This is a genomic window from Algoriphagus chordae, from assembly GCF_003254055.1.
GTDB classification, from domain to species: Bacteria; Bacteroidota; Bacteroidia; order Cytophagales; family Cyclobacteriaceae; genus Algoriphagus; species Algoriphagus chordae.
Genome location: NZ_QKZT01000021.1, coordinates 38,657 through 61,406, shown reverse-complemented (window position 1 = coordinate 61,406; position 22,750 = coordinate 38,657). Strand labels below are relative to the sequence as shown.

Here is a 22,750-nt window from a genome sequence, read left to right as displayed (position 1 = left end):
TTCCTGCACCCAAAATTTCTAGATATATATGGATTTACCCATTATAGATTTAATTGTATTTTTAGTTTATATGGCAGCTATAGTGCTGTTTGGAATTTCATTTTCCTTCCGGAAAAGAACAGCCTTGGAATATACCACTGGAGGTGGAAGGCTTCCGAGTTGGGCTATTGGCATGTCGATCTTCGCCACATTCGTTAGCAGTATCAGCTTTCTTGCACTTCCAGGAAATGCCTTCAAGTCCAATTGGAATGGCTTTGTGTTTAGCTTGTCTATTCCTATTGCTGCTTGGATTGCGGTTAAATATTTCGTGCCGCTCTATAGAAAGTTAAAAAGCGAGTCGGCTTATTATTACTTGGAAACACGCTTCGGCTCTTGGGCAAGAGTGTATGCGTCTATCTGTTATTTGTTGACTCAGCTGGCTCGCATGGGCGCCATTATGTATTTGCTGGCCTTGCCAATGAACGCACTCTTCGGCTGGAGTATTCCGATGATCATCATTTGTACTGGTATCTGTGTTATGGTTTATGCCATGTTAGGAGGGATAGAGGCAGTGATCTGGACGGATGCTATTCAGGGGATTGTGCTGATAGGAGGAGCATTACTTTGTGTAGTGGTGATTCTGTTTTCCATGCCTAATGGACCAGGACAGGTGTTTAGCATTGCTGCCGAAGCTGATAAATTTAGCTTGGGAAGCTTCAAATTCAATTTTGTGGAATCAACCTTTTGGATGATTTTGATTTATGGTCTATTTATCAACCTACAGAATTTTGGCATTGATCAAAGTTATATTCAACGCTACCTCAGCGCCAAAACTGAAAAGGAAGCCGTGAAATCCACGTGGTTGGGAAGCTTACTATATGTGCCTGTTTCCTTATTATTTTTCTTTATCGGAACAGCTCTTTTTTCCTATTACCAGGCGTTTCCAGACTTATTACCTGCAGACCTGCAGTTGGTAGAGAATGCGGATAAGGTCTTTCCTTATTTTATTGTTTCTGGCCTTCCTGTGGGAGTTACTGGTATTTTGATAGCCTCTATTTTTGCTGCTGGGATGAGCACAGTTTCTACTAGTATCAACAGTTCAGCGACAGTTTTTCTTTCAGACCATTATCGAAAATATATAAACAAAAATGCCACTGAGAAGCAGTCCATGCGAGTTTTGTGGATCAGCTCATTTGTTATGGGAGGTCTGAGTATAGTAGTCGCATTGGCATTCAATGGTGTTACCAGCGCTCTAGAGGCTTGGTGGGCACTATCATCGATTTTCAGCGGTGGGATATTAGGCTTATTCTTGCTGGGTTTTGTGGTGAAAAGAGCCACGAGCAAGGCAGCTGCTATCGGCGTTCTATGTGGAGTAGTGGTAATTGGCTGGATGAGTCTTTCTCCAGTCCTGTTAAGCGGCACGAGTTTAGAAGGTTTTCAAAATACACTTCATACCAATCTTACTATTGTGATGGGGACGCTTACGATTTTTATTGTGGGTTTCCTTTTGACTAATCTCTTTTCAAAGCAAGCAAAATAGGACGGGAATGAGAGTTGCCAACTTGGGCTATCACCTAGTGTCCAAGGTATCACTGAGTTGGATTTAGTCAGTTGTACAGCTAATCAATAGTTGGTTACAGTTTCCAATAATTGAGAAGATCTTTCAGTGACAAGCTTGACACATTTAATTTTGATATCTTCGCTGACTATTACCTAATCTAGTTCAGGCTTTTGATCCTGTCCTGATCTTCAAGTCAATGTATGATGAATCGTTTCTTGGTTGTGGTTTTCTTGCTAATGTCTCTCATGGGATGTGAACAAAGTACAAGCTCCATCTCTACTAGTGCTGCTGAGAAGGTTTCTTCAGATAGAAGCTCAATAAATAGCCTGCTTTTTAAGGATCTGGAGGGAAATACTATTGCTATTTCAGATTTCAAGGGGAAACGAGTTTTGCTTCACTTTTGGGCTACCTGGTGCAAACCCTGTTTAGAAGAGTTGCCGGATTTGGAGCAGGTCAAACCTTTTCTGGAAAAGGAAAACTACCAACTGCTCTTAGTGTCGGAGGAATCCTTGGAAGAAATTATTGAGTTTCAAAAGAAAAAGGGCTTCGATTTTCAGTTTGTAAGATATGAAGGGGCATTATCTGATTTGAAAATATACGCTCTGCCAGCCACATTCATTTTAAACGAAAAAGGGGAGAAGGTCATGGAGATGTCAGGTAAGATGGATTGGGATTCTGAACTAACGATCAAAGAACTTACAGAGCTTCACTAATGGGGAAAATCGCGAAAGTTTGTCTATTCTTTACAATAGTATTTGGCGTATCATGCAGTACTCCGAAAGTAGAACCTTTTCAGAATATTCCTTTTCCTGAAGATGGAGAAAGCGCTCTTCCTTATTTGTTTTCGGGCTCTGAAGGTCTCATGATGTCCTGGGTCAAAACACTGGATGACTCTACTTCCCAACTTATGTATTCCCATTTGGAAGGGGCAACTTGGTCGCAACCAGAGACTGTTTTGGAAGGAGTCGATTGGTTTATCAATTGGGCAGATTTCCCATCCATAACTGAGAATAATGGGAATTTATTAACTCATTTTCTGCAAAAATCATCCAAGGAGAAATTTTCGTATGATGTGAAGTTGAATGTACTTCCTAAAGGTTCATCCGACTGGGCACTTGGATTGCCGCTTCACACAGACTCTACATTTACCGAACATGGATTCGTATCGGCTGTCCCATATAGGGATGATTCATTTTTTGTAGCCTGGTTAGATGGTAGAAATACCGCCTCGTCGATGGATCATGGGCACTCTGGACATAACGGTGCTATGTCTATCAGAGCTGCCAGAGTAGGTCAGGATGGCGCTATATATGATGAAGCTCTACTGGATGCAAAGACCTGTGATTGCTGTCAAACAACTGCCGCTATTACTGATAATGGCCCTATTGTAATTTATAGGGATCGTTCAGAAGAAGAGCTGAGGGATATTGCTATCACTCGGTATGTGAATGGAGAATGGACGGCTCCACAAGCAGTGTATGAGGATGGCTGGGAAATAAATGGCTGTCCAGTCAATGGGCCTAAAGTAGATGCGCAAGGTAATGAAGTAGTTGTAGCTTGGTTTACGGGGGTGAATAATAAGCCAGCTGTAAAAGTCGCCTTTTCCTCAGATGGAGGAGAAAGCTTTGGAGAGCCAATACAGGTAAGTGGAATGGAAGCTTTGGGAAGAGTAGATGTGGACTTGTTGGACGATAACTTGGCGGTCGTAAGCTGGATGGAAACCGAAAATGGAGAAACTTATTTGAAAGTTTTGAAAGTTGGGACTTCAGGTGAAAAATATGCTCCCGTAGTAGTGACGCAAATGGACCCAGCTAGAAAGAGTGGTTTTCCTCAAATGGAGAAAGTAGGCGATAGGCTATATTTTGCTTGGACATCGATAAGTGAAGAGAGTACCAGTATTAAAACTGCTTCTCTTGCTATTTCCACACTTTGATTAAAGCTAGCAAACACAGCAATTACATCTTAGCGCGAAGCCAATAGGGTTATGGAGCCTCCGTCCTTCAAAGTCGCTCTGTTTAATGATTTCCAACTTAATCACCTTGGCTGTAAGTCTGAAGAGCATATTTTAAAGACCGCAAATTATGTAGGTTCTACAGACGGAATGATCAATTAATTGAAGGCTAGTTCGAGACAAAAGTTTATTGTTGCTAGGGAATTAGGAATCCTTAACGAGATGCAGAAGGAAGTGCCACTTAAGCAATTAATTCCCGCTCATATTGAGGCTGATAATACCTGTGCCTGTAGTGAGTGTAGCTACATGAAGATAAATACACTTCAAAAAACTTACGATTGTCTGCTATATGAATCACCTGAAATTGAGGTCTCGGATGGTATTATAGAAAAGTCCATTTTGCCCATTGAACGAATGCTACAACTGTCATAAGCTGAAGAAATGATTACAACTGATTTTTTGGTGATAGGCTCTGGCGTTGCGGGTTTGACCTTTGTGGCGAAGATTGCAGGAAAACTTAGTGATAAAAGGATTTTTATCGTTACTAAGGCAAACAAAGATGAGTCCAATACAAAATATGCCCAGGGAGGAGTCGCCATCGTGAATGAAAGTACTGGAAATTCATTTCACAAATATATTCAGGATACATTGATCTCTGGCGATGGATTGTGTAAATACGATTGTTGCTGAGAAAAGAATTGTCGTGGTGAAACAAGCTGAGGGACAGATAGGTAATTGCGATCCTTTCGGTTTTACTAGGCTTCAATTTTAGTCCAAAAGTACTAGATAGTCGGATAATATGTGTTAATTAGTGTTCTAAAGAATGCTCAAAGTAGCAAAGAATACTTAAGTTAATGAGAGTTTTGGATGATGATGCAGCGTATGTAAATGAGCTCAAATTGGGTTCAGAGACTGCATTTAATTATTTATACAGCAAGTACGCTAGGAAGATTTATAACACTTCTAGAAAAATGAATCTGGATCATGAAGATGCTGAAGGAGTAGTACAGGAGACTTTCATCAAGATTTGGAAAAACCGAGAGCGATTGGATCCTTCCTTGAGCTTCAATGCCTATTTGCTGGCTATTCTAAAATCTCTGGTAATACGTTTAGTGCAACAAAATGCCAGAAAATCACTTCAAAAGTCTGAATTGATGGTTGATGGTGCAGAAATTCGGAATTCTATCGAGGAAGATTTTATCTATGCAGAAATGCTGGAAGCTTCTCTTAAAGAAGTAAATAACCTACCGCCACGGCAAAAGCAGATTTTTCTCCTAAAAAGGACAGAGTTACTTTCTCTGGATGAAATAGCTGAACAACTTCATATTTCGAAGAAAACTGTCAAAAATCAATTGGCTGAGGCTAATAAGTATTTGAGAAGTAGAATGTTGGAACAGGATGTTATTGCGTTTTTTGTCTTATGGATATCGGTTTTTTGTGATTATTAGCACTATTATTTTGAGTTAAATCTCAGATGAGATAGAATATTTTAAGTTTTTTCACATTTCCACCGGGACTTTATCTCTGTTCGGGTCTATATATACTGAACCCGAAATATGTAATAGAAAATCTATTACGAATTAGAGCTACCAAATTTATCTAAGCGGATATTCTTGTAGTCTCCATTCTCCTACGAATTCTAATTCATGATCCGGGTTAATTAAATAAACCTAATGGACAAGGATAAACAGTTTAAGGAATTTTTTGAAGGCAGAATGTCTGAGCCAGAAGCGACAGTATTCTGTGCTTGGCTGAATACTGAGGAAGGTGCTGCTTATTTAGATTCTAGAATTGATAGAGCTTGGAATAGTAAGCGGGGAAACAGTAATTATCCAGCTTGGGATAGTCAGACAATACTGCAGAAAATCAATGCTGAAAAGGCGGGTTATGAACAGCAAAAGCCTGACAACAAGCAAGCTAAGGAAGTCAATTTTTCACCTAGAAATCATTTTCCCTCATGGCTAAGTGTAGCTGCCATAGTAGCCTTAGTAGTCTTAATTCCCTTTGTCTTTTTCAAAGCGAATAATTCCGGTTCGACTCAGCAGAGGGAGCCTCAGCCTAAAATTATCACTAGAAGTAATCCTTCGGGTGTGAAATCAAAATTTCATTTGCCAGATGGTTCTCTGGTATCATTGAACTCTGAAAGTTCCATCGTGTATCAAGAAGACTTTGCGGTTAACAGAAATATTGAGCTGATAGGAGAGGCATATATCACCGTGGCAAAGGATAGTTTACATCCCTTTGTGATCAAAAGCTCCGGGTTAAATACAGAAGCTCTTGGGACTATTTTTAATATCAAGGCCTATGCAAATGAGAATAGCGTTGAGGTGTTGCTGGTCGAGGGAAAAGTGAAAGTTGATAATATAGATAGTAATGAGGCCTTAATCCTAGTGCCAGGAGAAAAGGCTGTCTTGTCAAATGAGAGGGGGGATTTTGAGAAAAAGAATGGTGATATCACTCGAGAAACACAGTGGACTCAAGGGGTTTTAGAATTCAAGAATCAAGGTTTTCAGGAGATATTCAAATACCTGGAGCGATGGTATGGAGTGAAAATCGAAGTAACAGGAAATATGACTAAGGCTAAGGGTTTAGGTAAGTTTCAAGAAGGAGAAAGCTTAGATAATGTTTTAGAAGTGCTTAGTTATTCAAATTACTTCAACTATAAAATAAATAAGGATACAGTATTTGTTGATTTTAACAAAGACTAACTGTTTAAATAACTGTAGAATACAAGTGATAATTGCAATTAATAAACCTAACAATAAATGATGCGCTATGATTAAAAGTTTACGTGTTTTAAGTCCGTTTCTAAATCTAAGCCTTATTGCAGTGCTTATGTTGGGGATGTCAGTCTTTTCGACTGCTTCCGCAAATGATCTGCTTCAAGCTGGTGATATAGAGAAGGTTGTGATTTCGATGCAACCAAGAGAGCTGTCGATTAAGGACGCTTTCAGAGAGATTGAACAGAAAACCACTTTCACCTTTTTCTTTACTGATGAGGTGGTGGATCTGTCCAGAAATGTGATTTTGAAGAATAGTCGTGCTTCAGTGGCGACTTTTCTCGGCGAAATCGCACAGCAATCCCAGCTGAAATTTAAGCAGGTCAATGAGACCATAAGTGTGAATTCTGCTATCCCGGCTACCAAAGTAAGAAAGGTGCAAGAAGAACCAGTAGAAAAGGAAATTACTGGACAAATCACAGATGAAGATGGTCTGGGAATACCTGGGGTAAACATTTTGCTCAAAGGAAGTGTAGCGGGTACGATCACAGATTTGGACGGAAACTATACGCTTTCTGTTCCTGATGAAGGAGCCGTACTTGTAGTGAGCTTTATTGGCTTTAAAAAGCAAGAAATAGAAGTAGGCGCTAGAAGTAGTGTTGATATCATCATGGTGGAAGATTTCGCAGGATTGGATGAAGTAGTTGTTGTTGGTTTTGGTAGCAAGGAACGTGAGGATATTTCTGGAGCTGTTACTGCTGTCAAAATGGACAAGGTGCTAGGAGATAGACCTGTGACTGACGCTGCAAAAGCGCTTCAAGGCACAGTGCCAGGTTTACAGATTACTTATGGTAGTGGTCAGCCTGGATCAGGCACGAATATCAATATACGAGGGTTCACTTCTATCAATGGAGGATCACCACTTGTATTGGTGAACAACGTTCCGATGAGTTTGGATGATGTCAACCCAAGGGATATTGAAGATGTAGTAGTATTGAAAGATGCTTCTGCTGCTTCTATTTATGGTGCAGAAGCTGCGTTTGGAGTGATTTTGATTACTACCAAAACAGGTGGGTTTGAACAACCTATGAAGTTGGAGTACTCCAATAACTTTGGTTTTACTCAACCAAGTACCTTGCCTGAAAAAGCTTCTCCATTAGACTTTGTGTCAGCATTGGACGACTGGGGGCAGCAGACATACTGGACTGGTCAGAATGTGTCAGATTGGATGGGATATATCAATGATTATAATGCCAACCCTAGTGCCTATCCTGAAGGATATATTACCGATCCAAATGGGCTGAGATATTATACGCGTGAGAACGACCTATACGGAGAGTTTTTAGGAACAAATGGATTCGAGCAAATTCATTCTTTATCTGTGAAGGGTGGCAGTAAAAAAACCTCTTACCGTATCTCCTTAGGATTCAATGATGAGGATGGAATTATGGTGACGGATAAGGATAGCTATAGGAGATACACTGCAAATGTGGATCTTACTACACAGATCAGTCCTAAGATTACTACAACTTTCAATAGTTTTTACAAAAACGGCTTGAGAACTGGGCCAATTGGAGGCAACTGGAGTAGTTTATATTACAGTGCAATCAACTTTCATTCTGCTACTCCTATTGGTAGTGACAATTTGGGCGGTACTGAAGAGATACCTTTTGCTACTCCTGCCAACCTTATCAAATATTCTCCGGAGCGTGAGAATTTTGAAGAGGTAATTAGATTCTTTTTCAAAGGATCATATAAGCCTTTAGCGGGAATGGAAATCAATGCTGAATATACCTTTGAGAAAAGTAGAGATGAGATCAGTTCTCCTTCTTTTACTCCTACGATGATCAACCCAGCAACTCTTTCTATCACCCCATATAACCCAGGCGCTTCTTCTTACTTCACAAGTTCAAATAAGAGGAATTACCATGCAATAAATGCCTATGGTAAATACAATAAGAACTTTGGGGAGCATGTATTAGATTTCATGGTAGGGATGAACCAGCAGGTGTCCGTTCGTGAAGGATTCAATGCCTCTAGACAGGAACTGATTTCACCATCCAATCCAGGCCTTTCTACGGCTACTGGAGTGGTGAATGTTAGTGATTTCTATACAGATTATGGAATAGTAGGTTTCTTTGCTAGAGCAAATTATCAATTCAAAGAAAAGTACCTTCTTGAGGTGAACGGTAGATACGATGGCTCTTCTAGATTCCCAGAAGGAAATCGTTTCGGTTTCTTTCCTTCTTTATCTGGAGCATGGAAAGTGAGTAGAGAGCCATTTATGGCTGGTGTGGCTAGAGCGATTACTGAACTAAAATTGAGAGCCTCATGGGGAGAAATAGGAAATCAGGCCGTAGAAGGAGCATGGGGGAATTATCCTTATCTGCCTACAATGAATTCTTCAAATGTGGCTTGGATAGATAATGATTCTGGAGTTCGCGCTGTTAGTTTAAGCGCTCCTGGGCTAGTTAGTGCTAATTATTCTTGGGAAGCCGTGCGAACTACCAATATTGGTGTTGATTTTGGCTTATTTGAGAACAAGCTATTTACCACGTTTGATTGGTACAACAGACAGACTTTGGATATGCTTTCTGCAGGCTCTCAATTGCCAGCTTCACTCGGAGCAAGTGCTCCACTTCAAAACGTAGCTGACCTGAAGACAGTGGGTTGGGAATTGGACGTCAAGTGGAGAGAGAATTTCGATAGATTAAGCTATACTGTAGGTTTTAACTTATACAACAATAATACAGAGATCACCAGATTCCAAAATGAAGCTGGATTGCTTAGCCAATATTATGTTGGTCAAAACTTGAATGAAATCTGGGGCTTTACTACTGATGGTTACTATACAGTGGATGATTTCGTAGATGGTTCTTTGGATGCAAATCTTCTAAATGGAGAATTGAAAGATGGAGTGCCTTCCTATAACGGGGTAAACCAAAATCCAGGTGATATCAAATATGTAGATCTCGATGGAGACGGAGAGATTTTCACAGGAAACAGTACCCTAGATGATCCAGGAGATAGATCAGTTATCGGTAATTCCACCAGAGGAATGGAGTACGGGGTGAATGGATCTCTTACATATTCCAACTTTGATTTGTCTATTTTCATTAGGGGCATAGGCAAGCGTGATGTGTGGATCAATAACCCAGTTTATTTTCCATATACGTTTGAATTTACTACGATTTATAATCATCAGTTGGATTACTGGACTCCAGATAATACGGATGCTTTTTACCCTAGAAACTATCCAAATGGTGGTGGAAATTATGGCAATAGCAGAAGAGTTCAATCTAAATATCTGGCTAACGGGGCTTACCTCAGATTGCAGAATATTACACTCGGGTATTCTTTGAGTGATAATTTATTAGATAGACTCAAAATCACACGATTCAGAGTGTATGTTTCGGGAGAAAACCTCTTGAATTTTGATCATTTACCAGATGGTCTTGATGCTGATTTAACAGGCATCAACAATGGAGGTAATTATCCATTTATTAGGAAGATTTCCTTTGGACTTAATGTGACATTTTAAAAAATGAAGTTTATGAAAATAGTTAAAAATATAGCATTCGGTTTTTCTATAGCGCTTTTGACATTTAGTTGTGTTGAAAGTACCTTAGATAAAAAGCCAGAATTAGCATTTTCAGAGGATAATGCCTTTGAAAACTTCCAGGTTTCGCAAACCTATGCTTATGGGTTTTACACTGTGTTTCCTGGATATGGCTTTGGACCAGCCAATAGTGACTGGAATGGAGATCTAATGATGCAGAATAATACCAATCAAGGTTCAGCTTGGATTTGGGGCCGTCAGACGATACCAACTTCTTCTTCGATTTGGGATTTTTCCTTTGTGCGACGTGCCAATATCATGCTCGACAATTTAGAAAGTTCTCCGATGACAGAATCTGAAAAGAATCATTGGAGATCAATAAGTTACTTCTTTAGAGCCTTTGATTACTATGAAAAAATCGCTGCTTATGGAGATGTGCCTTGGATAGATAGAGTACTTACGGATGATGATGAACTCCTATTCGCCCCAAGAACGCCAAGAGAGGAAGTAGCTCAGAATATGTTGGATGATCTATTGTTTGCAGTAGAGAATATCTATGAACCAGGTACTAATGGCGTAGCGAGTAATACTGTCAGTAGTGATGTAGTTCGTGCTTTAATTTCAAGATTTGGGCTTTTCGAAGGTACTTGGAGAAAATACCATGGCCTGCCAGGTGCTGAAGAATTTCTTAGAGCAAGTGTGACAGCTTCTGAGGAGCTTATAGCAAACAATCCTACTCTTCATCCTAATTATAATGAAGTGTTCAACAGTGAGTCATTGGATGGTGTTCCAGGGATCTTGTTATTCAAAAGGCACGAGAATGGAATCCTTACTCACAGCTTAACTTCACGTCATAGAAATTCTGCTGGTAACTGGGATATCACTAAGAGAGGTGCTGATTCTTATTTGATGCAAGATGGAGAGACGATTTGGAACAGTCCTGATTTTGAGACTGACAAGGACCCATATGCAGAGTTTAGAAAGCGTGACTTAAGAATGCTATATACGATCACTCCTCCCTTTAGAGTGTTACCTGTTGCTGGAGATCGCTTAGCATGGGAACATACCGCTGATCCGAAGGATAGAGAATACATAGATTTCTTTGATGGTATTACTACTCAGAATCAGAAGGCTTTGCCATCCCGAAATCATGCAGGATATATATTGAGAGTTGCACCTCATTTCAGAGATTTCAATGAGGGCGATCCTTACAATGTTTCTAGAACGGGTTATAAGTTATTTAAATACTACAACCGTCTTCACGATATCCAAAATAATGATTTCAACGATGCACCTATTTTCAGAATGGGAGAGGTTTTGATAAACTATGCAGAGGCTCAATGGGAACTGGGAGCATTTGATCAGTCTATCGCTGATATGACGATCAATAAACTGAGAGCAAGGGGTAATGTGGCGCCAATGATAATTGGTAATATTACTGCTAGTTTTGACCCAACAAGAGATCCGGAAGTAGATCCTATCCTTTGGGAAATCAGACGTGAGCGTGGAATAGAGTTGATGGCAGAAGGATTTAGATTTGATGATCTGAGAAGATGGAAAAAGATGGGGTATACCAATGATCCTAAGCTTGGTCGTTGGATAGTAGGATCTGAGGTGAATAATAGAATTCCGATTCAAAACGGAGCCGATGAAGGGTATATTCAATTCTTCAGCGGAAATCCTCCAGCTTGGGAAGACTACCAATACCTTTATCCAGTACCATCTGAAGAGATTGCTTTGAATCCTAATTTGGAGCAAAATCCAGGTTGGTAATCCTTAAGCAATAAAAATATTGCCCTTCAATCCATCTTGATTGGAGGGCATTTTTATTACGTCAGAATAATCGTACCAATGGTTATTTATTACACCTCAATTTTCAATACAAACCAATACAGAAAGTGAAGAGTTTTCTAAGAATTATAAGCCTGCTACTGGTGTTAGGCGTTTTTCCATATGCGGGCTATACCCAGGAGAAACCAAATATCATTTTCATCCTGGTGGATGATCTAGGATACGGGGATATAGGTGTTTTTTTCCAAAATGAAAGAAAAGTACGTAACGAGCGAAGTGAACCGTGGATCATGACTCCAATGCTAGATAAAATGGCTAATGAGGGAGCTATCTTAACCAACCATTATACTGCAGCCCCTGTCTGTGCACCATCTAGAGCTTCCATCCTTATGGGGGTCAATCAAGGACATGCGCATGTTCGCAACAATCAATTTGATAAGGAAATCGGTGATAATTATACGATGGCTGATGTCCTTAAAAATGTCGGTTATGAAACCATAGCCATAGGTAAGTGGGGATTGCAGGGAAAAGGAAAAGGTCCAGATTGGCCAGCTCATCCACTTAAGAAAGGCTTTGATCATTACTTTGGTTATATCCGACACGGAGATGGTCATGAGCATTATCCTGTAGAGGGAATATATAGAGGAAGCAAAGAAGTTTACGATGGCTATGAGCTGGTAGAAGGGCTTGACAAATCATATACCGGTGATTTGTTTACTGCTAAGGCAAAAGACTTTATCATATCTCACCAAAAGGAAAAATCAGACCAGCCATTTTTTATGTATCTAGCTTATGATACCCCTCATGCTGTTTTGGAATTGCCAACGCAGGACTATCCTGCAGGTGGCGGCTTAAATGGTGGGCTTCAATGGCTGGGCACTCCAGGGAAAATGATAAATACAGCTTTTGGTGAAGTGGATTCATTTACCTATCCAGAATTTGCCACTGCGACCTACGATCACGATAAAGATGAAAATACACCAGAGATAGAATGGCCATCTACCTATCAGCGCTACGCCACAGTCAATAGACGTATTGATGATCAAGTGGGAGATTTGATGCAATTGCTTGATGATCTCGATATTTCAAAAAATACATTGGTGATATTTACCTCAGATAATGGACCATCCAGAGAGTCATATTTGCCAAAGGAGTATGTGGCTTATACGCCTGAGTTTTTTAACAATTTTGCGAATTTCGACGGTATCAAAAGAGACGTCTATGAAGGAGGTTTACGCACAGCCACTATAGCACATTGGCCTACTCATATCAAAGCTGGAACGGTCGTTTCCGCTCCAAGTATATCCTATGACTGGATGACAACATTTGCAGAGGTTTCCGGTGCAGCAGCACCCATTCGTACAGATGGCGTATCCTTATTGCCTTCTCTGATCGGAAAGGGTAAGCAAGCTTCCAGTAAGATTTATGTAGAGTATTCTCAAAATGGAAAAGTCCCTGGCTACGATGAGTTTCTTGAATCGCATCGAAACAAAAAACGTGGTGAGATGCAGATGCTGAGAAAAGGGGAAATGGTAGGAGTTCGTTACGATATTCAATCGCAAGAAGATGATTTTGAAATATATAATGTGATTAAAGACCCTCAACAAGGGAATAATCTGGCGAATGAAAATCCCAAGCTTCAGGAAGAATTCAAATCTATTGCTCTGAGAAGTAGAATTGCCGATTCGGGAGCTCCTCGTCCATATGATTCCTCATTAGTTCCTGCGTTAAAAGGGTTAAAATTCAAAGATGGCTTAGTGGCTTCAAGCTATAAGGTGCAACGTGCCTTCATTCCTTCTGTCTTGGGAAAAGCGATCTCGGAAAAGGTTGTTGCTTTGCCTACTATAGATGAAGAAGGTGGAGATGGGAATCTAGTAGTATGGACTGGATATATTAAAGTTCCTGAATCAGGCAAGTACAGTTTTTCTGCTGATCGCAAGAAAAGTCACTTCTTTATGCGCATTCATGATATTTCGGTCATTGATGGTAATTATGCCATAGATGATTCACCCCAGGGTACTGTTCATTTGGAAGCAGGATATCACCCAGTGAAAATTTATTTATTGAAGGAGGACAGCTCGCCAAAATTGGAATTGTCGTGGGCCTTTGAAAATGAACCTAATAAAGTAGTGAATTCTGAATATTGGTTTAGATAAGCTGATAGCGACATAAGACTCTGTGGATACATCGAATATTGATTTCTAATCTAAGGTTTTGATTTTCCTATAAACAATAATCAGCCCCACATAAGGCTGGTTTATTGTTTAAACAGCGTGTTTTTTAGATAGAGATATGGGTTTACCAAGCCATTCACTCAATAAGCTAAATACTCACACTCTCCTTCAGTAGATTTTTCACCAGCTCAAGGGTTAATGGTTTCTTGTTGGCTTTTTCCCGGAGGGTATCAAAAGAGTAACGAAAGTCACATCCTTCTTTGTAGGCGCTACAGCCATAAGCTGTTTTGCCCCTTATTATCGTTCCTTTATGGCACAATGGGCAAGAAATGACTGGAGGGGATTTTTTAGCGGAATTTGCAGGTTTCTTTTCTTCCAACACGAGTTGAAAAGTCTCATTGAAACGTACCAAACCTTCTTTATCTCCCGCAGCTGTTTTAAATCCTTTTAAGTTGACAGTCGATCCCTTTTGAAGCAAACGTAAATATTGATTCTCTGATATGTTTTTACCTTCAAAGGAAAAAGGAAGTAAAAAATCGCAGCCGGTTTTATAGGCGCTGCAACCGTAACTCGATTTTCCTTTGATCAGCGAGCCTTCCTTGCATTTTGGACAAGGCTGTCCCACGATCCCAGTTGCAGTGGGTGATTTTTCTTTTTCAGGAGCTTTATTTTCAGTGCTGTGAGATATTCTAGCATGGCTTTGTTCCCGGATAACTTCGTATACCAAATGCTCCACCATAGCCTTCATGTTCTTCACAAAAGAGCCCGCGTTAAAATTGCCTTTTTCTATCTCTTTCAATTGTTTTTCCCACTGGCCTGTCAGTTCGGCTGAGGTCAGAAGATCATTCTTTATAATATCAATCAATTGCAGACCTGTTTCAGTGGGCAAGATTTGCTTTTTATTTCGTTCAATATATTGTCTTCTGAATAGGGTTTCAATAATATTTGCCCGAGTAGAAGGACGGCCAATGCCATTTTCTTTCATTAAGTCTCGCAATTCTTCATCGTCCACTTGCTTACCGGCAGTTTCCATGCCCCTTAGCAAAGTCGCTTCAGTATAGTGCTTAGGTGCTTTGGTTTCTTTCTCCAGGAAGGTAGGTTCATGCGGCCCTTTTTCTCCTTTTGTAAAAATCGGGAGCTCATCTTTCTCCTTTTTATCCTTGCCGTCAGCAGTCTCAAAAACAAGCCTCCAGCCTTTTTCTAAAATCACCTTTCCGGTTGTTTTAAAGGGAACTGTATCCACTTTTCCTAATACTGTGGTGTTAGATACCGTACATTCATCGTAAAAGACTGCGATAAATCTCTTGGCAATTATGTCATATACTTTTATGTGATTCCCTTGTAAACTACTTTGGATTCCTGTAGGAATCATGGCATGGTGATCGGTTACTTTTTTATCATTGAAAACCTTGGGAGACTTTTTTAATTTTTTGCCCAATATCGGCTGAGTTAACGAAGTATAGTTCGTCAGTTGTTTTAAAATTCCTGCTGCTTTAGGATAAATATCGTTCGGTAAAAAAGTGGTGTCTACTCTTGGGTAGGTGATTAATTTTTGTTCGTATAATTGCTGCGCTATTTTAAGTGTTTCATCGGCAGAAAGCCCAAACTTGTTATTGCAATAAACCTGTAATCCTGTCAGGTCAAAAAGCTTTGGAGCGTACTCTTTCCCTTTTTTATTAGCAATGGAGACCACTTCAAAGTCATGTTCTTTTACCCTGTTGGCAAAAGCTTCTCCATCTTCTTTCTTTAAAAATTTCCCCTCTTCATAATTAAATGTAGCCTCTCTATATACGGTTTGTAACTCCCAATATGGTTTTGGTTGAAAGTTTTGAATTTCTTTGAACCGATTAACAATCATGGCTAGGGTTGGCGTTTGGACTCTACCAATGGAGAGCACCTGTTTGTATCCACCATATTTCACCGTATATAAGCGTGTGGCGTTCATTCCCAATAACCAATCCCCGATTGCCCGAGAATACCCGGCATAATACAAATTATCGTACTTAGCAGAAGGTTGCAATTTTTCGAAGCCTTCTTTGATGGCCTCTGTGGTCAACGATGAAATCCATAAGCGTTTGACTTCTCCTTTATACTCCGCTTGTTCGATTACCCATCGTTGAATCAATTCTCCCTCCTGGCCGGCATCACCACAGTTGATCACCAACGTGGCTGTATCAAATAGCTTTTTTACTATATCAAATTGCTTCCTAACCCCTGGATTATTAACGACTTTGGTTTTGAACTTTTCGGGAAGCATCGGAAGGTGACTGAGGCTCCAGCTCTTCCAATAAGGATCATAATCGTTCGGCTCAAGTAAGGTGCAAAAGTGTCCGAAAGTATAGGTTACGCTATATCCATTTCCTTCATAGTACCCATCATGCCTATTATTTGCACCCAGAACAGCGGCGATTTCACGGGCGACACTTGGTTTTTCAGCAATACAAACTATCATCTGAAGCAAAACTAGTAAAAATAGGGTAGGGTTAGTGGAATGCTGGCGCAATCAAAGGCTCGAAAATGAAGTGAGCTTTGTGAATCAAGCTGTTATAGATTTTTTATACAAATCAAATTTTTGCCAAAAAAGGAAATTGTTAAGATGCAAATTTGATGGCTTTTGGCAGAACGGGGGAACTCATTCTTATAACTAAAAATTGGACATAAAAAAAGCTCCTAGAAATTAATCTAAGAGCTAATAAGTCGGGGTGGCAGGATTCGAACCTACGACCTCCTCGTCCCAAACGAGGCGCGATACCGGGCTACGCTACACCCCGAGGTGTTTGTTAATTACTTCAATGAATTGATCTTTCAGCCTTCTCATGATGAGATCACTTGCGGAGTTAATCCCGATAGCTATCGGGGCTACACCTCGAACTTTCAATTATTGACCCAAGACTTGCTCTTGAATCGGATGCAAATGTAGTAAAATATTTTTCTGACCAATGCTTTTTTGAAAATGAAATCGAAAAAAATGTGAGAATATTTTGATGTTCTTTTAACTATGTTTCCAACGGACTTGAAAATGAGTTGGATAGCTTTAGTTGACGATCAATAGTTCCAAGGTCAATCCCAGGTGTTCCGTATCAGATTCGTCCACATCAAGTTTATAGGTGTAATAGCCTTTTGATAGAGGAGTTTCTCCCATATAGTCTCGAGGTTGAATTCTCAATTCCTTACCATTTGCCAATAAACTCACAAAGCCATAACGATAGGCAGATTCAAATTCTTTAAAGCCTGATTTTTTACCAGCCTTGACATCACCAAATTCAACTGGCATAGATCCAGAGCTAATCAGGATATCCTTAAAATCTAATCCTGAACTGTTCTCTACACGAATAAGCACAGCCTCTGGATTTTCATAATCAGAATCATCAGTGCAGGAAGTAAACAAAGAAATAGCTAAAAAGAGGATGATTAGATTTCTCATAGATCAATTAAGGTAGCGATAATGAAAAGACGCAATAGTATTGTTAAACGCTACTTTTCAACCGGGAATTATCATCTCTTAAAATTCCTTTTCACCAAACTCACTCTTGATGAACCTGGAGTTGTTTTTCAATTTGTTGAAGGAATAGCTGATGTTCAACTGAATTACATCTACCTCATAGACATAATTTGTTGTGGTATAAAATTCACCATCAACCCAGGTACTGATACGTTGCTCGTTGGTAGGAAGTAAACCCATGTCGATATTGAGCCACTGAAGCGTTGTGCTTAATCTTCCATCGAGGAAAGTCTTTTTGATATTCAAGTTGGGAGATAGGAAACGGGAATCCTCACCCTGAGCAGTGTTGGTAGGAGATAGATAATTAACTGCCAACTGCGCCTCCCAGTTCTTGCCGAAGTTAAAGCTGGTGTTTGCATTGATGGAGTAAATCCAGCTTTCGGAATGGATCGGTTTGTCATCAAATTCACCATTAATGGAATAGTGATACACATTCGTTCCAGCGAAAATCTGCCACCAATCGGTAGGATTCAGTTCCAGCCCTACTTCTATACCTAGAGATTTTCCTGTACCGACATTTGAATAAATACGATTCAAAATTGTGTCATTGTAAACTGTATTGACTCGGTTTACGAGATTTTGAATATTCCTGAAATAGGAGGTAGCTGTAAATGAATTGTCACCAAAGTTTTTTACCACCCCCAGTTCCACCAAGTCCACAAACTCAGGAAGGAGAGTTGGGTCACCTTGCTCAAGTGTTTCTGAATGCTCTCTTTCTGGAAATGGGTTCATCTTGAAAGTAGTCGTTCTTTCTACCCGTTTAGAATAGGAGGTTTTGACTTGCAATTCATCATTGAATGAATATTGTAAACTTGCCGAAGGGTACAGTTTCACAAAATCATACAAGTAGGTAGTGTCTACCGTACCTCCAATATCCTTCAAATCGAAAATCCTGTCCATGATCTCTAGCCTGGCTCCAGCGGCATAGCTCCATTTTCCTTTTTCTCCCGTCAATTGCCCATAGCCAGAATGCAAGACTCTATTCAAATCGACAGCACTTGAAAATTCTGGAACTAGTTCGAATTCACCCGTTTCATTATTTTTTCGTTCATAGACAAAATCCCCCGTATGATTGAGGTACCTAAACTGATAGCCAAATTCAAGGGTTCCAAAGGCTTTAGGAGCTGCTTTGTAGTCCAGTTGCAGCCTAGTTCCGTTGAGTGGGTTGTCGTTTGTATTGTACTCGTCTTGGTAGATGATGCTGGTATCAGGATAACCTAGGTTTCGGTTGGTTGTAGGTCCACCAAGCATGGTGTACTCGTAAAGAAAAGATCCGGAAAGCTGAGATTTGTTTTGGAAGGTGTGCTTATAGTCTAAGCTGCCAAGCACAAAATCTCCTCTACGAATTCTCAAATTTTCATTGTAATACTGCATCGTATAAATCCGCTGTCCGTTCACCTCAGCATGGTTGTCATAATACAGAATGTCCGCAGTACGGTCCGCAGTTTTCTTTCCTGCATAAAATCCTAGACTAAAATCATTGGCTTCATTGGGCGCATAGGCTAGCGTAAACCTACCTGAGAAGGTTTTGGCATCGGTACTCCGTTCTCCATCCGAAGGGAAGTATGTGGTGGTGTCTCCGCTTATTGTATAGACATTTCCTTCTCGTCTTCCATTGATATCATTCCTCTGATAATTTCCACCTAGAGAAAGATCCCATTTCCCTTTTTTGTGATTAATTGTGAAGTCAGCACCATAGCGCTGTGGCTTATTTTTATTGTCGTAAGGCTCTATGCTCGGCATTCCGAACTTAGCATTCACTTGTACAAAAGTGCCATCAGCAGCGCCTTTCTTGGTGATGATATTGATGATCCCAGCCTTTCCTTCAGGATCGTATTTGGCAGAAGGAGAGGTGACCAATTCTATATTTTCTATGGCATTGGCGGGCAGCTGAGAAAGCAAGGCTTCAGGACTTGATTGACTGGGCTTACCGTTAATCATAACCACAAATCCCGTGGTCCCTCTAACCGCTATTTCACCTTGCGCATTGATGCTAACTGATGGGAGATTTCGAAGTACATCTGTAGCGGTTCCTCCTTGACTTGTCAGGAAGTTATCGGAATTATATACCTGACGATCTACCTGATTCATAGTAGTGAATTTCCTTCCTGAGACTTCTACTTCGGCAAGTAATTGTTGATCAGGATTCAGGGAAATAGTACCTAAGTCAAGTGATTGATTTTTGGAAATAGTTATATCCGAAACAGTGGTTGTTTCATAACCCATGAATTGAGCTAAAAGGTAATAACTTCCTGTTTTTAAACCTTCTAAATAAAATACTCCTTCTTGATCCGTAACTGCCCCTGACACCAAAGCACTATCCTTTGTTTGGAAAATAGCTACACTGGCATATTCCAAAGGGCTGTTTTCGGATCGGTCAATCAGTTTTCCTTTTATTGAGGTTTGGGAAAAAGCTGTTTCATAAAAAAGCGAGAGAAAAAGGAGAAGAAATAATCTATTCATTTGAGGTTTATTTATACACACAAATAACTAGTGCTTCTGTGCTATTTTACGGTAGAAAAATACTGATTATGGTATAATTAGACTTTTATTTTGGATCTATACTCTAGTGGTGTCAAGTTAGTCTGCTGCTTAAAGAACTTCACAAAATTTGAAGAATCAGTGAAATTCAAAGAATAAGCAATTTCCGACACTTGACTACTGGTGTGCGTCAGGGAGTTTTTAGCCTCTATCAAAATACGTTCTTTGATCACTTCCCTAGCATTAGTGTTGAGGGTAGTTTTGCAAATAGCATTCAGTCTTCTCACTGGGATGTTCATCAAGTCAGCATAATCCTGTACATTTTTCAGTTGGGAGTAATTTTCGTTAATAAGTCTTTTGAAAAGTGCTAATTGATCAATGACCGTTGAATCCATCTTAGGAGTAGAAAAGGGAAGATTAAGTGTGGTTAGAATTAATAGATTGAGGTGAGCAGACAACAGATCCTGCGAACTGCCTTTTTTGTATTCTCGATAAAAAGTTTCTAGCATAGGAAAGATTTGGGTCTGTGAATCTCCAATATCAAAGGTTTTGGCTAGCTGAAAAAGGCTATTGAACGCATTCGGATATTGCGATAAAACTTCTTCTTTGAAGAGTATTACATAGCCATCAGGAATCTTGCTGAAATCCCAGCAATGTACTTCACTCAGCCCTAGGTAATAGCCGGTATTGGGGATCACATCAAATTTCTCATCACCGATCGTATGGGAACCGGCTCCTTTAGAAAGGAATATCAATTCATGGTAGCCAGAGTGACGATGTGGAACAGTCGGTTTGATGACAGGCTTCATTCGTGAAACTTTCAGTAGAATTTCACTTTCAAGTTTTGATTTTACTTTGATTGACATGCCGCGTAGCTGATCTAGAATTAATTGTTTGCAAAAATTGTAAAAAAGCCAAACAAGATGACTGCCTTTTAAATAAAAAGGTATTAGTAGTCCAGATATACTTTAAATGAATATTTTTCCGAAAGACCAGCTTTCCATTTATAAAAAAATAGAAGAAGTTGCTGGTGTTTTTATCTGTAGTTTTTTGGTGCAACAGCAACTCAGAATGCCTTGTAAAAGCGTTCTGGGGGCTTTAATGGATCATGTGACAGGTTTATTTTGAAAGGGGTTTTTTTTGGATTCAGTCTGAATAGGTAATTCAGCAAGTTTGGGAAGAAATTATTTTGTTATTTTATGATTAGAAGGAGCCAGCTGAGTGAACACTGGAAATCGACTTCTCTTTTTCAAAATTGAATTACATCAATAAAGTAAATTCTAGCTAATGAGTTTTCAAATCAAAAATTCCGGGGAGGCCTACGATGTTATAATTGTCGGTTCGGGAGCAGGTGGAGGGATGGCCTCCAAAATACTTTCTGAAGCGGGTCTGTCTGTGGCAGTAGTGGAAGCAGGTGGAGATTTTGATCCAGCCAAAGAAGAGGATCGTACACAGCTAAGACCACCATGGGAATCCCCGAGAAGAGGGGCAGGCACGCGTATTCGTCCTTTTGGTGATTTCGATGCAGCTATCGGTGGCTGGGATATTGATGGTGAGCCATACACCAGAAAAAATGGAACTGAGTTCGATTGGTTCCGATCCAGAATGGTTGGAGGAAGAACAAATCACTGGGGAAGAATTTCTCTACGTTTCGGACCTAATGATTTCAAACGAGCCAGCATTGATGGACTAGGTCACGATTGGCCAATCGGTTATGATGATCTCAAGCCATATTACGATAAGGTTGATAAGCTTATTGGCGTGTTTGGAACAAAGGAAGGAATTTACAATGAGCCAGATGGATTTTTTCTACCTCCTCCGAAGCCACGATTGCATGAGCTTTATATGAAAAAGGGAGCTGACAAAGTAGGTATTCCGATGATTCCTTCCCGTCTCTCCATGCTTACTCGCCCTATTAATAAGGATAGAGGGGTTTGTTTTTTCTGTAGTCAGTGTAATCGAGCATGTCAAGTTCATGCGGATTTCTCAGCAGGTACTTGTCTAGTTCACCCTGCGATGAAAAAAGGTAAAGTTGATCTTTACACGCATTCGATGGTGAGAAAAGTCACTACTGACGAAAGCGGAAAAGCCACAGGTGTTTCTTTCGTAAGTAAGGTGGATTTGAAGGAATATAAGCTGAAATCTAGAGTGGTTGTACTTGGTGCATCAGCTTGTGAGTCTGCAAGAATCATGATGAATTCCAAGTCCAAGTCGCATCCTGATGGAATAGGAAATAGCTCTGGGATGGTAGGTAGATACCTGCATGATTCCACAGGAACTGACCGCATGGCCATAGTACCGAGCATGATGGATCGTGAGCGGTATAACGAAGATGGTGTAGGTGGGCTGCATATGTACACACCGTGGTGGGGAGATAATAAGAAATTGAACTTTGCCAGAGGATATCATATCGAGTACTGGGGCGGAATGGGCCAGCCTGCCTATGGTACTGGTGGAAGTATGGATTCGATGAGAAAATACATCACAGACGAATTCGGTAAGCCAAGTCCAAACGGTGGCTACGGAGCAGGTCTGAAAAAAGATATCCGAAAAATCTATGGCTCTACCATGGGTATGTCAGGTAGAGGTGAAAGTGTACCTATGTATGATAACTACTGTGAGATCGATCCAAATACGGTGGATAAATTCGGTATTCCTGTCCTTAGATTTAATTACAACTGGACAGATCAGGAAGTCAATCAGGCGAAGCACATGCATGATACTTTTGAAGAAATTCTCACTGAAGCAGGAGGAATTTTACTTGGTAGCAAGCCAGGTCCAGAGACTAAATATGGTCTTTTGGCACCAGGAAGAATCATTCACGAAGTAGGGACTACCCGTATGGGAAATGATCCTTCTACCTCTGTGCTGAATTCTAATTGTCAAGCGCATGACTGCGACAATCTATTCGTAGTAGATGCTGGTCCTTTCGTATCTCAAGCAGATAAAAACCCAACTTGGACCATTTTGGCTTTGGCGTGGAGAACTTCCGATTATATAGTTTCTGAATTGAATAAGAAAAATATCTAAAC

The 22,750-nt window shown here is 40.2% G+C and carries 15 protein-coding genes and 1 tRNA gene; 11 read left to right on the top strand and 5 right to left on the bottom strand.

What is annotated here, in order from left to right; genetic code table 11:
* Window positions 1-28: 28 nt before the first annotated feature.
* From LV85_RS18535 to LV85_RS18490, 10 genes are all read left to right on the top strand, one after another.
* Window positions 29-1,519, top strand: a complete 1,491-nt coding sequence (locus LV85_RS18535) for a sodium:solute symporter (protein ID WP_111322245.1) — start codon at window positions 29-31, stop codon at window positions 1,517-1,519.
* A gap of 221 nt (window positions 1,520-1,740) precedes the next feature.
* Window positions 1,741-2,253 carry a peroxiredoxin family protein gene (locus tag LV85_RS18530; RefSeq protein ID WP_111322243.1) on the top strand — a complete coding sequence of 171 codons (513 nt, stop codon included), beginning with the start codon at window positions 1,741-1,743 and terminating at the stop codon, window positions 2,251-2,253.
* On the top strand, window positions 2,253-3,473 hold the full coding sequence (locus LV85_RS18525) for a hypothetical protein (RefSeq protein WP_111322241.1): 1,221 nt from the start codon (window positions 2,253-2,255) through the stop codon (window positions 3,471-3,473). The genes LV85_RS18530 and LV85_RS18525 overlap by 1 nt, the downstream gene beginning before the upstream one ends.
* Window positions 3,474-3,653: 180 nt before the next feature.
* The gene (gene nadA, locus LV85_RS22500; RefSeq protein WP_211318442.1) at window positions 3,654-3,923 is read left to right on the top strand and encodes a quinolinate synthase NadA; all 270 of its coding nucleotides are present in this window, start codon (window positions 3,654-3,656) and stop codon (window positions 3,921-3,923) included.
* Window positions 3,924-3,932: 9 nt separating this feature from the next.
* Window positions 3,933-4,181, top strand: coding sequence for an FAD-binding protein (locus tag LV85_RS18515; RefSeq protein ID WP_111322239.1), 249 nt, complete (start codon window positions 3,933-3,935; stop codon window positions 4,179-4,181).
* Window positions 4,182-4,345: 164 nt separating this feature from the next.
* Complete coding sequence (locus tag LV85_RS18510) at window positions 4,346-4,939, top strand: RNA polymerase sigma factor (protein ID WP_111322237.1); 594 nt, start codon at window positions 4,346-4,348, stop codon at window positions 4,937-4,939.
* Window positions 4,940-5,164: 225 nt separating this feature from the next.
* Complete coding sequence (locus LV85_RS18505) at window positions 5,165-6,199, top strand: FecR family protein (RefSeq protein ID WP_111322235.1); 1,035 nt, start codon at window positions 5,165-5,167, stop codon at window positions 6,197-6,199.
* A gap of 67 nt (window positions 6,200-6,266) precedes the next feature.
* The gene (locus tag LV85_RS18500; protein WP_245942372.1) at window positions 6,267-9,752 is read left to right on the top strand and encodes a SusC/RagA family TonB-linked outer membrane protein; all 3,486 of its coding nucleotides are present in this window, start codon (window positions 6,267-6,269) and stop codon (window positions 9,750-9,752) included.
* A gap of 12 nt (window positions 9,753-9,764) precedes the next feature.
* Window positions 9,765-11,543, top strand: coding sequence for a RagB/SusD family nutrient uptake outer membrane protein (locus LV85_RS18495; RefSeq protein WP_111322285.1), 1,779 nt, complete (start codon window positions 9,765-9,767; stop codon window positions 11,541-11,543).
* Between the two features lie 125 nt (window positions 11,544-11,668).
* Window positions 11,669-13,717 carry a sulfatase-like hydrolase/transferase gene (locus LV85_RS18490; protein ID WP_111322233.1) on the top strand — a complete coding sequence of 683 codons (2,049 nt, stop codon included), beginning with the start codon at window positions 11,669-11,671 and terminating at the stop codon, window positions 13,715-13,717.
* Window positions 13,718-13,883: 166 nt separating this feature from the next.
* On the opposite strand, the gene LV85_RS18485 is transcribed toward LV85_RS18490, so the two are convergent.
* The 5 genes from LV85_RS18485 to LV85_RS18465 all read right to left on the bottom strand — a co-directional run bounded on the left by LV85_RS18485 (window position 13,884) and on the right by LV85_RS18465 (window position 20,584).
* Window positions 13,884-16,187: a DNA topoisomerase 3 gene (locus tag LV85_RS18485; protein ID WP_111322231.1), complete on the bottom strand. Its 2,304-nt coding sequence runs from the start codon at window positions 16,185-16,187 to the stop codon at window positions 13,884-13,886.
* 245 nt (window positions 16,188-16,432) lie between these two features.
* Window positions 16,433-16,506: transfer RNA gene (locus LV85_RS18480), tRNA-Pro, on the bottom strand.
* Window positions 16,507-16,769: 263 nt separating this feature from the next.
* The gene (locus LV85_RS18475; RefSeq protein WP_111322229.1) at window positions 16,770-17,159 is read right to left on the bottom strand and encodes a hypothetical protein; all 390 of its coding nucleotides are present in this window, start codon (window positions 17,157-17,159) and stop codon (window positions 16,770-16,772) included.
* A gap of 78 nt (window positions 17,160-17,237) precedes the next feature.
* Complete coding sequence (locus LV85_RS18470) at window positions 17,238-19,700, bottom strand: TonB-dependent receptor domain-containing protein (RefSeq protein WP_111322227.1); 2,463 nt, start codon at window positions 19,698-19,700, stop codon at window positions 17,238-17,240.
* A 77-nt stretch (window positions 19,701-19,777) separates the two neighbouring features.
* A complete protein-coding gene (locus tag LV85_RS18465) occupies window positions 19,778-20,584 on the bottom strand; it encodes an AraC family transcriptional regulator (protein WP_111322225.1) in 807 nt (268 codons plus the stop codon).
* Between the two features lie 421 nt (window positions 20,585-21,005).
* Between LV85_RS18465 and LV85_RS18460 the strand changes: the two genes are divergently transcribed.
* Window positions 21,006-22,748 (top strand): GMC family oxidoreductase, encoded by a 1,743-nt coding sequence (locus tag LV85_RS18460; protein WP_111322222.1) that lies wholly within the window; start codon window positions 21,006-21,008, stop codon window positions 22,746-22,748.
* Window positions 22,749-22,750 lie beyond the last annotated feature (2 nt).